11 protein-coding genes and 1 pseudogene are annotated in these 15,259 nt (G+C 62.2%); 7 read left to right on the top strand and 5 right to left on the bottom strand.

All coding sequences use genetic code 11. From position 1 onward, the window contains the following. Positions 1-123: 123 nt before the first annotated feature. Both IE122_RS14085 and IE122_RS14080 read right to left on the bottom strand, forming a co-directional pair. Positions 124-1,047 (bottom strand): SDR family NAD(P)-dependent oxidoreductase, encoded by a 924-nt coding sequence (locus IE122_RS14085; RefSeq protein ID WP_189621827.1) that lies wholly within the window; start codon positions 1,045-1,047, stop codon positions 124-126. 90 nt (positions 1,048-1,137) lie between these two features. Then, the gene (locus tag IE122_RS14080; protein ID WP_189621826.1) at positions 1,138-2,736 is read right to left on the bottom strand and encodes an AMP-binding protein; all 1,599 of its coding nucleotides are present in this window, start codon (positions 2,734-2,736) and stop codon (positions 1,138-1,140) included. A 255-nt stretch (positions 2,737-2,991) separates the two neighbouring features. On the opposite strand from IE122_RS14080, the gene IE122_RS14075 reads away from it, so the two are divergent. The 5 genes and pseudogenes from IE122_RS14075 to IE122_RS14060 all read left to right on the top strand — a co-directional run bounded on the left by IE122_RS14075 (position 2,992) and on the right by IE122_RS14060 (position 7,022). Further along, positions 2,992-3,750 (top strand): enoyl-CoA hydratase/isomerase family protein, encoded by a 759-nt coding sequence (locus tag IE122_RS14075; protein ID WP_189621825.1) that lies wholly within the window; start codon positions 2,992-2,994, stop codon positions 3,748-3,750. Continuing rightward, positions 3,743-3,931, top strand: a pseudogene (locus IE122_RS18400) (zinc ribbon domain-containing protein); the annotation flags it as partial. The gene IE122_RS14075 and the pseudogene IE122_RS18400, both read left to right, overlap by 8 nt. A 9-nt stretch (positions 3,932-3,940) precedes the next feature. After that, a complete protein-coding gene (locus IE122_RS14070) occupies positions 3,941-4,210 on the top strand; it encodes a Zn-ribbon domain-containing OB-fold protein (protein WP_229814203.1) in 270 nt (89 codons plus the stop codon). Beyond that, the gene (locus tag IE122_RS14065) at positions 4,194-5,384 is read left to right on the top strand and encodes a thiolase family protein (protein WP_189621824.1); all 1,191 of its coding nucleotides are present in this window, start codon (positions 4,194-4,196) and stop codon (positions 5,382-5,384) included. The genes IE122_RS14070 and IE122_RS14065 overlap by 17 nt, the downstream gene beginning before the upstream one ends. Before the next feature lie 3 nt (positions 5,385-5,387). Further along, complete coding sequence (locus IE122_RS14060; protein WP_229814183.1) at positions 5,388-7,022, top strand: AMP-binding protein; 1,635 nt, start codon at positions 5,388-5,390, stop codon at positions 7,020-7,022. A gap of 82 nt (positions 7,023-7,104) precedes the next feature. Here the strand turns inward: IE122_RS14060 and IE122_RS14055 are convergent, their stop codons facing one another. Continuing rightward, entirely contained in the window at positions 7,105-8,733 is a 1,629-nt protein-coding gene (locus IE122_RS14055) for an FAD-dependent monooxygenase (RefSeq protein WP_189621822.1), read from the bottom strand. A 487-nt stretch (positions 8,734-9,220) separates the two neighbouring features. Here IE122_RS14055 and IE122_RS14050 point away from each other — a divergent pair, with 487 nt between their 5' ends. Continuing rightward, positions 9,221-10,957, top strand: coding sequence for an FAD-dependent oxidoreductase (locus IE122_RS14050; protein ID WP_189621821.1), 1,737 nt, complete (start codon positions 9,221-9,223; stop codon positions 10,955-10,957). Positions 10,958-11,009: 52 nt separating this feature from the next. Further along, on the top strand, positions 11,010-12,815 hold the full coding sequence (locus IE122_RS14045) for an FAD-binding protein (RefSeq protein WP_229814181.1): 1,806 nt from the start codon (positions 11,010-11,012) through the stop codon (positions 12,813-12,815). 120 nt (positions 12,816-12,935) lie between these two features. Here IE122_RS14045 and IE122_RS14040 read toward each other — a convergent pair whose 3' ends face one another. Both IE122_RS14040 and IE122_RS14035 read right to left on the bottom strand, forming a co-directional pair. After that, complete coding sequence (locus IE122_RS14040; protein WP_189621819.1) at positions 12,936-14,219, bottom strand: acyl-CoA dehydrogenase family protein; 1,284 nt, start codon at positions 14,217-14,219, stop codon at positions 12,936-12,938. Next, positions 14,188-15,258: an acyl-CoA dehydrogenase family protein gene (locus tag IE122_RS14035; RefSeq protein ID WP_189621817.1), complete on the bottom strand. Its 1,071-nt coding sequence runs from the start codon at positions 15,256-15,258 to the stop codon at positions 14,188-14,190. The genes IE122_RS14040 and IE122_RS14035 overlap by 32 nt, the downstream gene beginning before the upstream one ends. Position 15,259 lies beyond the last annotated feature (1 nt).

Genomic DNA, 15,259 nt, shown 5'->3' with positions numbered 1-15,259 from the left:
TGTTGGGACTGTGCCGCCGAAACCAGCATCACTCCACCTACACCGCCGCTCCCAGACCTTGGCTCTCAAATTCAGGAAACAGCCCTTTGCGAGTTCATCAACAGTCCGGCCCGGAATGGCCAATCAGCCCTTCCGGACGGGGGCGTCCTTGATGATAGAACCAGTTGCCGTCATCGACGATGTGGGCACGACATATCCGGTCCGGTCGGCAATCTCGGCGAAATGGTCGCGGATATCCTCAATGGTGTGCCCCCGCGAATTCCACCCTTGGGTGAGGCCGAAGAAGATTTCGCTCACGTGCCCGAGACCCACGAGAAAAGCCCGACCCGTCGGTTCGCAATCCGCGTGGGAAAGGTAACCCACCATCGGTGCCACATATTCGGGGCGCGCGCGGTCGTCGAACCAGCGGTTGAACTCTTCGTCAGTCGTGAATCCGGCAAACAGGCGCGTTGAACCCAAGGGGCACAGCGCATTGACCTTGATCCCGAACGCCTCGCCGTCCAGGGTCAGGGACCGGAGCAGGCCGATCACACCACCCTTGGCCGCGCAATAATAAGGGTTTGCCTGAAGGCCGAAGATGCCGCCGGACGACGAGGTGAGGACTATGCGGCCTGCTCTTGAAGCCTTGAGATAGGGCCAGGCAGCTGCGACGAGCAGCCCGAGGCCGGAAACCATGAGGTCAAGATACTTGTCGAACACCTCCGGAACGAGGTTTTCCGGGGCGGTGCCGTGCATCGTAATTCCGGCATTGCCGACCAGGATGTCCACCCCGCCGAAAGCCTTGACCGCGTCGGCAACAAGATTGCGTACCCCCTCATTCGTGGACACATCGGAAAAGTTCGCAATGGCTTTACCCCCTTCCGAGCGGATCAGGTCGACCACTTCCTGTGCCGGGTCAGACGAGGGAAACGCGCCGTTAATCGCCACGCCGAGATCGTTTACGACGACACTGGCTCCGCACCGCGCCAGTAGAAGCGCTTGTTCGCGTCCAAGGCCGCGCCCTGCGCCCGTGACGATTGCCACCTTCCCATCGAACCGCATCGTCATATCCAATTCTCCCACGAGCATTCATTCACCTGCCCAACCCGGCACAAGGCGATCGGCGGAGCACGACCGGGCTGGTCCGCCGGCACTTCGTCACCCCTGTCGAGGTGACCCATGATCTGGATAAGCTCTCAATTCCGCCTTCTGGACCTTGCCCACGGCATTGCGGGGAAGTTCGTCGATGAAGGTCACGAATCGCGGCACCTTGTAATTCGCCAGGTTGTCCTTGCAGAACGCGACGACCGCTGCAGCCGTCACCAGGTCTGGCCCGCGCGGCACGACGAAGGCGCGACCGACCTGCCCGAGGCGACTATCGGCAACGCCGACGACCGCGACGTCCGCGACGCCTGCGATCCCTCGCATCACGCGCTCGACTTCGGCGGGGTAGACGTTAAAGCCGCCGCACAGGTACATATCCTTCAGGCGATCCGTGATCCTGAGATTTCCCGCGTCGTCCAGAATGCCGACGTCGCCGGTCAGAAAGAAGCCATCCGCAGTGAATGACGCAGCGGTCGCTGCGTCATCGCTGTAATACGCCTTGAGGACCTGGGGACCGCGTACCGCGATCTGGCCCTGAACATTGCGTGCAACCGGGCGCAATTCGTCATCCAGGCAAACCACCTCCAGATTGGAAAGCGGCGATCCGGCAGTGTTGGCCACTACATCGGGAGGATCACCGGCGCGGCAGGAAGTGATCGATCCGGCTGCCTCGGTCATGCCATAGCCCGCCACCACCGCCTGCACTCCCAGACGGGACTGCATGGCGCGAACCAGTTCCACAGGGACGTCGGTCCCGCCCACGGCGGCGAGCCGTATGCTGGAAAGATCGAATTCAGGCAGGCGGGGATTGTCGATTATCGATTGGAAAACCGTGGGGACGGCCGGGACGTAAGTCGCCCTGACCTCGCTGAACAAATCGAGCAGTTCGGCCGGGTCCGATGCGCGCACCGGCACGACGGTGACGCCATAAAGCAGCGACGCCTGCCAACCGGCGCGGTATCCGGCATTGTGCGCAAAAGGAAAGATGACCGGAAATACGTCTCCGGGTTCGAAATGGCATATGTCCACCTGCTGCTGATGGCAGGCAATCAGGCTTTGGCGCTGGGTCATCGGCACGCCCTTGGGCAGTCCTGTCGTTCCCGAGGTGAACAGCATGTCGGCCCAATCGTCGGGCAAGATGGACGCGATGCGGGCATCGAGCGCCTCATCCAACACCGGTGCGGCCTGGCTGGCGAAGGTATCCAGCGAGATCACTTCGCGCACGCCGGATTTTGCTGCCGCAACCGGCGCAAACGTGATGATTTGCCCTAGTTCCGGAAGATCGCACTCCGCGAGCGAGGCGGGGAAGTCATAGGGACCGAAACCGGCGTCGCAGAACAGCAACCGTGCCTCGCTGCGCTCAAGAACGGCCGCCACTTCACCGCCACGCAAGCGTGTGCTGAGCGGCACCAGGACTCCGCCTGCGGCCTGGATAGCGAGGGCCGTCTCGATCCACGGGGCGTGATTGACGGCCCAGATCGCGATGCGATCGCCCTTGGCTATTCCCTGCGCCATCAGGGCGCGGGCAAGCACCCTCACGCGCGCCAGAAGCGAGCCGTAAGTCACGCGCGTTGCGCCGTCGCGGATGGCCAGCAACTCTCCATGCTGCGCGGCCGAGCGCTGGAACGCTGAAAACAGGCTCGATTCGACCATTATTACTCCTCTTGTGCGCCCAATTTGCGGCGGCGGAGCCAGCGACGGCATCGCCGCACATTTCCGATACGCGGTTCGCGGGACGGAGCGAAGGGGATCGAGGACTATTACGCATCGAGATCGGCAGTGTGATCTCGGCCGGATGCTAGTGACGGGGGCAAGGTCACCGGACTATTGTTGATTTCGAGTCTCGGGCAAGGTTGCGCGCTCAAGGAGAGCCCGCTGTGCATCTCCCGATGATCAAGGAAGGCGACCATGTTGAAGTTCGAGGACTATTCCCAGCGGTACGAAACCATCGCCATGTCTCGGGCTGACGGCATCCTTGAGGTGACCTTTCACACGATGGGAGATTCTCTGCGCTGGAACCTGACGGCGCATCGGGAAATGGCAGAGGCCTTTCGTTTCATCGCGACCGACCGCGAAAACCGGGTCGTCGTTATGACTGGTACCGGGCAGGAGTTCTGCGGCCCACGCGCGCTGGCCGGGTCCACTGCCTACAGTTCGCGCCCGGACGGTGACGCCTGGGAGGCGACAGCCTTCACCGAGGCGCGCGAACTGATCGGTGCGCTTCTGGATATTGCGGTGCCGGTCATCGGTGTCGTCAATGGCCCGGCGCTGCGCCATAGCGAAGTGGCCCTGCTCTCCGACATCGTGATCGCTTCGGAAGATGCGACCTTCGAGGACACTGCGCATTTTCAGTTGCAGGACTTTGTCCCAGGCGATGGCGTGCACGTGGTGTACACCATGCTGCTCGGCATCAATCGAGCTCGATCATTCCTTCTCATGGGCGAGGTGATCGATGCCGAGGAAGCCAAGCGGCTCGGCATGGTCGCCGAGGTACAGCCCAAGGACAAGGCGCTTGAGCGGGCCCGTGAACTGGCGCGGATGCTTGCCGCCAAGCCCGACCGGCTCCTGCGCTACACCCGAGCATTGCTGGTCCATCCGATCAAGAAGCAGATGCACGAACATCTGGCGCTCGGCCTTGCGGTAGAGGGATTGGCTGCCCTTGCCTGAAGCATCAGCCCTATCCGGTGAGGCACCGCCCCTTCGCCGCACCAGTTCGAAGTTGCCTGGTTACACACGGGACAGCGCAGCGTTCTGGACCGGGGGCGAGCGCGGCGAACTGCTCATCAATCGCTGCTCGGCGTGCGGCATATATCACCATCCGCCGGCTCCCGTCTGTCATGCATGCCGCAGCCGGGATGTGAAGCCTGCCGTGGTGTCCGGGGGTGGGGCGATCGTTTCGTTCACCGTGAATTACCAACCGTGGCTTCCCGGTCTCGAGGTCCCGTTCGTCGTCGCCTATGTGGCGCTGGACGAGCAGAGCGACGTCTGGCTGATGACCAACATAGTCGGCTGTTCGGTCGAAGAGGTCGCCATCGGCGCTCGCGTGCGGGTCGTATTTGAACAGCAGGAAGAAGTGTGGGTGCCCCTGTTCGAACTGGAGCGGAGGAAAGATGTCGCGGTTCGGTGAGAAGCAGACTGCCATCACCGGTATCGGCATGTCCGAAGTCCGGCGTCCGTCGCTCAAGTCAGGGCTGGAACTCACGGTAGATGCCTCGCTCGCTGCGATCAAGGCAGCGGGCCTTACCGTCGATCAGATCGATGGGATCGCATCATACCCGGGGGCCGTCTGGGACAGCTCTGGCTTCTCACCCACCGGGGTGCCGGAGCTGCGGTTGGCCCTGGGCCTGAAGCCTTCTTGGTTTTCCGCCAGCAAGGAATTGGCGGGCCAGCTCGGCTGCGTCTTTTCAGCTGTCGCGGCGATCAGTGCGGGCCTGGCCAACCACGTGCTCGTGTTCCGCACAATCGGGGAGGCCTCTGCCCGCAGGGCTGCGGCCGGAGCGATGGCGCACGGTGCCGGTTCGCCTCGCGTAATGGGCGTCCATGAATGGACCGCGCCCTACGGCGCGCTCACTGGCGCACCATTTTTCGCGCTCCACGCTCAGCGCCATTTTCATGACTACGGGACGACACCCGAACATCTCGGCCGTATCGCGCTGAACGCCCGGGCCAACGCGATGCGAAATCCGGAGGCGATCTATCGCACCGCGTTGACCATGGATGATTACCTGGCGTCGCGCATGATTTCCTCACCGTTGCGCATGCTGGATTGCGATGTGCCGGTGGACGGATCGGTAGCCATCATTGTTTCCAGAATGGATCAGGCCCGCGACTTGTGCCAGCCGCCTCTGCGCATCGAGGCCATAGGTTCGGCCTTGCACGCGCGCGATACCTGGTTCCGCTCGGAGGACCTCACCCAGACCGGGGCGGTCGATGCGGCGCGGATGATGTGGAGCCGTACTGACCTTGGCCCGGCTGACGTGGACACGGCGCAGCTCTATGACGGCTTCTCCATTCTGACCTTGCTTTGGCTCGAAGCGCTCGGATTTTGTGGTCGGGGCGAGGGTGGAGGCTACATCGACGAGGGTCGTCGCATCGCGCTCGATGGTGAACTGCCGGTCAACACCGGTGGTGGCCAGTTGTCGGCCGGCCGGCTGCACGGTCTTGGACACCTTCACGAAGCGTGTCTCCAACTGTGGGGCGGGGGCGGTGAGCGGCAGGTGGCTCCCAATCCGAAGGTCGCGGTGGTCTCGGCAGGCTACGGCGGCGGCTTCAACGGATGCATGCTTGTGACAAGGGATTGAATGATGGCCAGAAGGCTCCACACTTTTGGATATGAACTCGAACAGATGACCGTGCCTTTCGTGGTCGCCGACAAGGCGGAGCGGAACGGCGACAAGCATTTCCTCGAGTATCTGGCAGATGGCCGGCGGTTCACCTACCGCGAGGTCCACCTCATCACCAACCGCATCGCCAACGCCATGCGCCATCGGGGGCTCGGGTCGGGCGATCACGTTGCGGTGATGATGGACAACTGTCCCGAGCAGTTCTTCACTTACATCGCCTTGGCAAAGATCGGCGCAGTTTCCGTTCCGCTTAATTCCGCCGCCAAGGGTGTTCTGCTAACCTATTTGCTGGCTCACTCCGATACCGTAATGGTGGTTCTCGAGAGCAACTACCTCGGGCGCCTGACGGAGATTGCGGACACGGTTCCCGCGATCCGCGGCATTTTCGTTTTGCCAGATGGGACAGACCGCGCGGATACCAGTGGCAACTCGTGGGTGATCGAACCCTACGACGCTCTCCTTACAGGCAGCGAGGCAGGGCCGGAAACGGCACCCGCCGTTGGTGATCTCGCGATGCTGGCTTACACTTCAGGCACGACGGGCCCGTCCAAGGGCAATTCGCTCGCGCAAGGCACGGTGATTTCCTACGGCTGCACCACGGCGGAAAGCAATGGCTATCGGGATGACGACACCGTTTATGTCTGTCTGCCGCTCAATCACGCCAACGCCCTGCTGTGCTCCGTGTTCGGGGCATGGATGGCAAATGCCGCAGTGGCCCTCTCGCGCCGTTTTTCCGTCAGTGGGTACTGGGGTGAGGTAAAGCGTTCCGGTGCCACGGTCACGAACGTACTGGGTTCGATGATGAACTTCCTGTGGTCCAGCCCAGCTTCCCCCGAAGATCGCGAGAATCCCCTGCGGGTGTGCAACGTCGTGCCGATGCCTGCCTTTGCTCGTGATTACGAACAACGCTTCGGCCTGCGCCTGATCAGCGGATATGGGCTGACCGACTATTGTCTTGCGACGGTCTACTCGACGCTTGCGCCTACGTCCAAGTTGGGCTCTTCGGGCACACCGCGCTCAGGCGTCGAAGTGCGGATAGTGAACGAAGCAGACGCAGAGATTCCGACTGGAGAAGTTGGTGAGATTGTCCTGCGATCAAACAACCCCTGGGGTACTTCGCAAGGTTATTACAAGAACGCCGAAGCGACGCTGGCGGCAAATCGCAACGGCTGGTGGCACACCGGCGATCGCGGCTATCTGGATGCGGATGGTTATCTGTGGTTTGCCGACCGCAAGAAGGATGCCATACGCCGTCGCGGCGAGAACATTTCCTCGTTCGAAGTCGAAACAGTGCTGCTGCGCCACCCTGCCATCGCCGACGTGGCGGCCTATCCGCTCAAGGCTGAGCATGCCGAGGATGAAGTGGCGGTGTCAGTGGTCCTGGTTGAGGGGCAGCAGCTCAGCGAAGCCGAACTGATCGCCTTCGCCAGTGCCAATATGGCCTATTACATGGTGCCCCGATTTGTGCGTTTCATGGCCGACATGCCGCGGACCCAGAACCAGAAGGTCGAGAAATACCGATTGCGGCAAGAGGCGGAGGCAGACACATCGTTGATGTGGGACCGCGAAGCGGCAGGGATCGAGGTCAAGCGTTGATCAGGCGAAACAGGGCGATCGCCTGTGGCTAATGGTGCGAGCCTTCGCGAAGGCTCGCACCATTAGCCCGCTGATTTGCTGCCTACCAGCCTGCAGCGGTCCGCAATACCTTCGCAGCATCCGCCTCGTCACCGGGCATTCCGCGCCAGGCGATGTGCGTGTCGGGGCGGACCAGCAGAGTACGGCCACCATGGATCTGGCGGGCAAGGGGAGAACCCTGAAGGTCCAGCAACGACAGGGGCAGATTCATCTCCCGGGCTGCGTCCGCAAAGGCTTGCGCTACCGGATCGCCGTAGTGGATCAACGTGAACCACTGGCCGAGCCGGTCGTAAAGGCCCACGCCGTCTTCCAGGATCGCGGTCGGCAGCCTGACGCCGGAAACGGTCGTGGGTTCGTAGCGGAGCGGGTCCTGCGGCGCTTCTACTCCGGGTTCATGACAGACGATGGGAGAGTCGGCATACCAGTAGCCGAGTTCGATGCCGTAGCTTTCGTTTTCGGCATTGCCGATCGCTGCGATCCGCGCGCCGACCTCCTCTCGCGCGGGCCCCGAACCTGCTCCGCCAAGATCCCGCCCAGCGTAAAGGCTGGCGATCTCGATACGGGTCGCGTTGTGCCTGCCCGATCCCGCCAGGTTTCGCGCTCCCACTGGGCGGCGCTCGGCATCGTAGCTCGCCACCAACCCCGGTCCGCCAAAGCCATGCAACGTTGCCGCCAGTTTCCAGCCTATGTCGACCGCGTCGCCAATTCCCGTATTCATGCCATATCCGCCAGTGGGGATATATTGATGAGCGGCATCCCCGGCGATGAAAGCGCGACCCGCTCCATAGCTGTCAGCCACCAGAAGGTTCGGGGACCACGCATTGCATACCATCACGCTGTGGTCGAAAGGCTCGCCGGCAAAGGTCGCCAGCAAATCGGACGGATTGGCCTGGGCGGCGGTCATCCCCTCGGGCAGGCGTGACAGCAGCGTCCACGTATCCCAGTCGTTCTGCGCCACGAGCGTGCCCAGGCTAGATTGATAATGCCATGACGGGCCCCAGCGTTGAAGCAGGTGGCGCGCGTTGGAGCGGAAGTGGGTGATGAAGCGCTCGGGCAGCCGCGACTGGCCGGAAAGCCCGATGCCCAGATGTCCGCGCACCACGCTGCTTCCACCATCGCAGCCGACCAGGAATTGGCCGCGCACGGCTTCGGTCTTGCCGTCGTGCGCGCGCCGGACATTGATAACGAAGCCTTCGTCCGTCTTGGTGAAATCTTCGCAGCGTACCGCGAAGCGGACGTCGATCAGCGGGTGGCGATCGGCCAGTGCCTTGAGAGCGGGTTCAACCATGATCTGCGATGCGCGGATCGGCGCCAGATGCGGTTGGGAACCATCGTTGTTGCCCTTTATCCGCGCCTCGAACCCCGCCGAACCCGGATAGATGAAGCGAGCCAGTTCATGGCCGTTAAGCGTGGTGATCCATGATACGTCGAACGGCGCATCCGGCGCGGTTGCGACCGACCGCATCACGTCCAGGGCACCGACGCGCTGAAACAGCTCCATGCTGCGCCCGTTGGTGATGTCCATTTTGGGATGTGAAGTGGTGGTCGGATTGCGTTCGAGCAGCACCGACCGAATGCCGAAGTGGGCAAGCGTCAGCGACAGGGTGAGCCCCACCGGGCCGCCGCCCACGATCACTACGGGGTACAACCCGCTCTTGACTGTTTCACTCATTTGGTGAGGAGCTCCAATTCTTCCGGCTAAGCCGTGCAGGCGACGGATCGCTCATATATTCAGCGGGAATTTTCGTCATCTAGCTTGGCCTGCCGCAATGCAGGTATCGTGGCAGATCAGCATGCTGATATGTGATCGTGGGCCTGGTCTCGGATGTGGACGTACCGGACTGTGGGCATAGACTGGCAGTCTGGATGGGCAGAGGATGAATCGATCGCGATCGGTGCTGTGCGCGGTTTGCCGGTGATGAACCTCTGCGTGCAGTGGGTGCCTGCGAACTTGTTGCGGCGCAGTGCGGTCGATCATCCCTGTCTCGGTCGATCGTTCAGGGTTCGGATGCCGGTGGTCGTTGCTGCAGAAGGTTCCTTGACGCACACGGCAAACGCCGGCGGGCAGCAGGCGCTTCATTTCGCCGCAGCCGTCTTGCCACCCGGTTGTCAATGCACAGGAGCGCGCAGGAAGCGCCCTCAAAAAAGAGACAGGCACTATGCAAGACACAAACTCGAAGCAGGCGGTTGCCAATGAGATTACCGTCGATGTGCTGGTGGTGGGTTCCGGGGCGGGGGGGTTGTCTGCGGCGATGTCTGCAAAGCTCGCTCGTCTCGATGTACTGCTCGTGGAAAAGACCGAGACCTTTGGTGGCACTGCAGCGCGGTCGGGCGGAATGCTCTGGATTCCACTGAACCCGCTTTCCCTTGCCGACGGCATCGCGGATAGCAGGGAAGAAGCCAAGGCCTACGTCCAGGCTGAGGCGAGGGACGTCTACAACGAGGAAATCGTCGATTCCTATCTCACCCACGCTCCGCGTATGGTCGAGGCCTATCGGAACGCCTATCCGTCGATGAAGTTCGTCCGCAACGATGCCGTGGCCGACAATCATCCCCATTTGCCGGGTGCCAAGGATAAGGGTCGTACCCTAACCGTCCCGCTTTATGATGCCCGCGAACTGGGCAAAAATGCCTACCATCTCGCCAAACCGATTCCGACTATGACCTTCATGGGCATGATGGTCTCGGCCCGCGAACTGGGCGATTTCTTCAATGTCTGGCGGTCGAAGGCGTCGTTCAAGCTGGTAGCGGGCCGAATGATCGAACATGTGCGTGATATGGTCACGAAGCGTCAGGCGATGCGTCTGGCCAGTGGCAGCGCGCTGGTTGGACGAATGGCGAAGGCGGTGTTCGACAGCGGGACGCCGCTGTGGCGGTCCACCGCAGTCACCTCGCTGATCCAGGAAAACGGCCGCGTGATCGGGGCCATGGCCATGCGCGAAGGACGGCCGGTCCGGATTTTGGCGCGCAAGGGGGTCGTTCTCGCCACCGGCGGTTATCCGCACGACATGGCCCGCCGCAAGGCTCTCGCACCCATCCCCCGCCTTGCCGAGCAGGCATTCCCGATGGCCAAGGAGGGCTGCACCGGGGACGGCATTCGCATGGCTGAAGAGGTCGGCGGGAAGATCGAGGACCGGATGTTCAACACCACCTCGTGGTGGCCGGTGTCCCGGGTTCCGAATCGCCGGGGCGGCCATGATCTCTATGCCCACGGGGTGGACAGGTCCAAGCCGGGCTTCATCATCGTCAACGGCCAGGGCAAGCGCTTCGAGCGGGAAACCGCGATCGGCAACGACCTGGTGCGTGCCATGGCCAAGGCTGCGGGTAATGCCCCAATAGAGGCCTGGCTCATCGCCGACCAGCAGGCCGTCTCGCGCTTTGGCATTGGCGTGGTTCGCCCCTCGCCATTGCCCCACGGCCATCATGTCCGCTCGGGCTATGTTATCAAGGCCGACACACTTGATGAACTGGCACGCAAGTGCGGCATCGATCAGGCGGGTTTCGCCGCTCAGGTCGCCACCTTCAATGCCAACGCCAATCAGGGCGTCGATCCCGAGTTCCACAGGGGCGAAAGCCCGCTGGACAAGCGCAATGGCGATCCTTTGAACAAGCCAAATCCGAGCCTGCGCGCACTGGAGCACGGCCCCTTTTTCGCGGTCAAGATCCTTCCAGGAGATTTCAGTACGCTCGCCGGCCTGCGGACCAATGGGAATGCGCAGGTTCTGGGTGCCGATGGCGGTCCCATTCCCGGGCTCTATGCTGCTGGCAACGATCTCAATACCATGGGCGGAGGTAATTCACCGGCGGGCGGTTTCACGCTGGGGCCGGCCGTTACGTTCGGCTTCATCGCTGGCCAGCACATGGGAGGGGCAATCCCGGACGCGGCCGCCGACTGATCCTGTCGATCGGCTGGGCAGATCGATGCGCTGTACGCCGGTTTCATAAAGTTTGCAGCGTGCGCCCAGTCTTGATGCGCGCACCCAACAGCGGGAAGAAAATCACACCATGGTGCCCAATCCGCCACTCGACAATGAATATGATCTTGTAATCGTGGGGTCTGGTGGCGGCTCCATGGCCGCTGCCCTTGCTGCCCAGGCGATGGGCAAGTCCGTCGTGATCCTGGAAAAGCAGGACACGGTCGGCGGCTCGACCAGCTTCTCGGGAGGCGTTTGGTGGGTCCCCGACAATCACCTGTTGAAGCAGGACGGCATCGAAGACAGCATCGAGAAGGCTCGAACCTATTTCAACAACGTAGTGACCTATCGTGGTCCGGGCGTAACGCCCCGGCGTCGTGACGCATTGCTGGAAGCCGCCCCGCGGGTGATCAAATTCCTGTGCGGCCTCGGCCTCAAGGTCCGCCGCCCGCATGACGACTGGCCCGACTATTACGATGAAGTCCCCGGTGGATTGCCGGAGGGGCGCTCCCTTATGGCCGAGCCGTTCAACATGAAGGAACTGGGGGAGTGGCAGGACCTTCTTTCCATGTATCCGATTTCACTCGGGATGCCGATCGGTGCCGACGAGTTTCCCACCCTGTTCCTGATGAAGCGGACCTGGGCGGGTAAGCTGAAGGCACTCCGGTTCGGTGCCCTGATGATGCGCAACAAGCTGTTGGGCCGTTTGAACGTATGCAACGGCGCGGCCATTCAGGGCCGCATGTTGCAGATTGCGCTGAAGCACGGGATCCAACTTCACCGCAGCACGCCCGTTACCGGGCTGGTGGTGGAGGGTGGCCGGGTTTGCGGCGTCAGGGCCATGCGGGATGGCGAGGAAGTCCTGGTTCGGGTTCGCGCGGGCGTGATCTGCAACGCCGGCGGTTTTTCGCGCGACGATGAATATCGCAGGGATCAGACCGGCGGCCTCGTGGGCAGCGCGTGGACTAACGCCAACCCGGGCGACACGGGAGAGGTTCTTCGGGCCATCATCGATCTTGGCGCCGCGACGGACTGCATGGATACTGCCTGGTGGGTCATCACTTCGCGCGGGCTCGATGGCGTCTGGCCAGAGGGCTCGGTAATGCCCGATGGCAAGGTTCTGCCATTCTTTCATCACATGGACATCGCACTTCCGCACGTCATCATGGTCGACCAGGATGGTCGCCGCGTGGCGAACGAGGCGGGATCGTACATGGAAATCGGCGAGCGGATGCTCGCGCGCAAGCGGGAAAAGGGCATAGGGCTGCCCTGCTGGGCAATCTTTGATCGACGCCATCGCGAACGCTACCCATGGGGCAACCAGCCTCCCGGCAAGAATCCGGACCAGTGGTTCGAATCCGGCTACATGAAGAAAGCGGACACCCTCGGGGAGCTGGCAGCTCAGTGCGGGATCGATCCTGCCGGCCTGAGCGAGGAAGTGAGCCGGTTCAATCGCTTCTGCACATCAGGGGTCGATGAGGACTTTGGGCGCGGCAGCCGGGCCTTCGATCGGGCTCATGGCGACCCTTCGGTTCATCCCAACTCTAACTTGGGCGCTATCGAGCAAGGGCCGTTCTACGCGTGCCCGATCTTCCCGGGCGACGTCGGGACGGCGGGCGGGGTCGTCGCAGACGAATATGCCCGTGTGGTGAAGCCCAGTGGTGAGCCTATCCCAGGACTCTACGCGATCGGAAATTCGACGGCTTCGGTGTTCGGCCGCTGCTATCCCGCAGCGGGGGCTAGCATCATCGCCTCGTTTGCCTTTGGTTACATCGCGGCCCTCCACGCCCTGGACGCGAACGAACTGTTGACGATCGTCCCTGCGACGGGAGCGGATTGAATGGCGGTGCCGGCCTGCCGCTTTGTTGGCAGAGCGGGCTGTCTTACGGGGCACTGCCAACAACGACTGACGACGAGCGCGCGGGCTGGCGGGTGCCTCGTCCCGTTCCCGGCGCGTGGTTTACCCGCGCGGCAAGCCGAGAATGCGCTCGGCAACGACGTTGCGCATGATCTCGTTAGACCCGCCCGAGATGGTCCACGAATAGCTGGAGAGATAGTCCACGAACCGGTTGGCGGTGTGATGCCCCGCACTCCGGATCGCGGGCTTTTCAAATTGAGCGTCAAAACCGCTGACGCGCAGCATGAACTCGTTGTAAGCTTGGAGAAGAACCGCAAAGCCAAGCTTGATATAGGTTGCAGTCTCGGACCCGCCCATGTGCGGGTCGCGCTCCACTTCCTTCAACATGCGTCTGACCAGCAGGCGGATAGACTTCATCTTGACGTACAAAGCGGAAAACTCACGTAGGTAGGCAGTGTCCTTCATCCAGGTTCCACGACCCATTTCCACTTCGCGTTCGAAGGCGATCGCCATGCGTTCGACCGCCTCGAAAATGATCAGGCCCCGCTCAGCCGCCAGGGTGGACTGCGCAATCGACCAGCCCTCGTTTTCTTTCCCGATGAGGTTTTCAGCCGGGATTTCGACGTTATCGAGAAACACCTCCGCGAATTCGGATTCGCCGGTGATCTGCCGGATCGGTCTCACGGTGACGCCGGGCGCGCGCATGTCCATGATGAAGTAGGAGATACCGGCTTGCTTGCGGGCGGTGAGGTCGGTCCTGGCAAGCAACAGGTACCAGTCGGCAAACATGCCAAATGACGACCAGGTCTTCTGGCCATTGACGACATAGACATCGCGCCCGTCGATCGTCTTGCGCTCGGCCCGGGTGCGCAGGGAGGCCAGGTCCGACCCCGCATTCGGTTCGGAAAAGCCTTGTGCCCATACCTCTCCCTGCTCCACGACCCCGTTGAGAAAGCGTTCGCGCTGTGCGGCGGTGCCGTGGGCGAACAGCGTTGCGGGAAGGTGATACAGCGAGATGACGAACATCTCGGCACTGGGCGCTTGCGCTCGGGCCATCTCTTCGAAGATCACGATCCGGTGGGCCAGGGATAGGCCTTCCCCACCCCATTCGACCGGCCAGTGGGAATTTGCCAAGCGGGCAGCGCGCAACTGATCGAACCACCAGCGCTGGAACCGGGCGAATTCTTCAGCGGTCCCCCCGCAGTGTCGTTCGCGCCAATCCTTGGGAACAGTGCGTTCGATCCAACTGCGCAAGGCCAGCCGGAAAGCTCCGAGATCCTCCTTGAAGGCCAGCGGCGATTCCGTCTGCTCGATCGTGGACGGGGCGGGTATGGTGTCAGTCATCCGAGGATACCTATGCGGCAAGTTGCCGGCCGATCTGGTCAAGATGCCATCCGGTTGAGCCGAACAGCGACTGGTTCAGCTTCGCCCGCTTGAGGAAGAGATGGCACACATGCTCCCACGTGAAACCGATACCGCCATGAAGTTGGACCGCATCCTGGGCCAAGGCGGCATAGGCTTCGCTGGCCGCCACCTTTGCGGCGGAAAGGTCCGGCCATGCTTCTTGGTCGGCAGCGGTCGACGAGACGGCATCGTCAAGGATTGCCTCTGCCGCGACCAGTGCCATCTTGTGGTCTGCGCAGCGGTGCTTGAGCGCTTGGAATGAACCGATTAGGCGACCGAACTGCTCGCGCGTCTTGAGGTATTCGACAGTGAGGGCGAGAATGGTATCGGCACCGCCCGTACTGTCCGCCGCAATGGCAAGCGTGCCGTGACAGGCGATCGCATGCTCAAGCTGCGGGCCGCCAAGTACACGCCCGGCGGGGAGTTGGAGGGCGTCCAGTCGAAGCTTGCCGAAGCTGCGCGTGACGTCGACCAACGGTTGCTCGAAAGCAACAACCCCGTCTTCCTGAAGATGGATCATGACCCGCGCAGTTTCACCCTCATCGCTGCGAGCAAGGACCAGGGCGAGGTCAGCGCCTTTAAGCTCGAGGACATGCTCTGCCGTGCCATAAAGTTTGACACTCGAACCGGATCGCACCAAGCGCAGGGGCGTGGCACCCATCTGCATGAGGGCAACCCGACGTTCGCCAGCGGCGATTCCGCCCAACCATTCCGAGCGCTGTTCTGCGTTTCCGAACCGGTACAGCAGTTCGGAGGCGATCAGCGTTGGCAACAAGGGGACGGGGGCAAGCGCGGTGCCAAGTTCGCGATAGAGGAGGGCGAGGGCGTCTGGTCCGAGACCAAGGCCACCATACTCTTCTCCCGCCGACAAGGCGGTCCAGCCAAGATCCTTTACCGTCCGCCACAAGGGTTCGCGCAGGTCTTCACCGTCGACGTGGCGGAGCACCATATCGTGGGGACATTCGCTCTGGAGGACTTCTCGAACGCTGTCCCCCAGCATCGCCAGTTCATTCTCGTCCATA

Source organism: Novosphingobium colocasiae (assembly GCF_014652555.1).
In the GTDB taxonomy this organism is placed as follows: Bacteria; Pseudomonadota; Alphaproteobacteria; order Sphingomonadales; family Sphingomonadaceae; genus Novosphingobium; species Novosphingobium colocasiae.
Note: the sequence above shows the minus strand (reverse complement) of the source record. Positions and strands in the feature narration are given on the sequence as shown.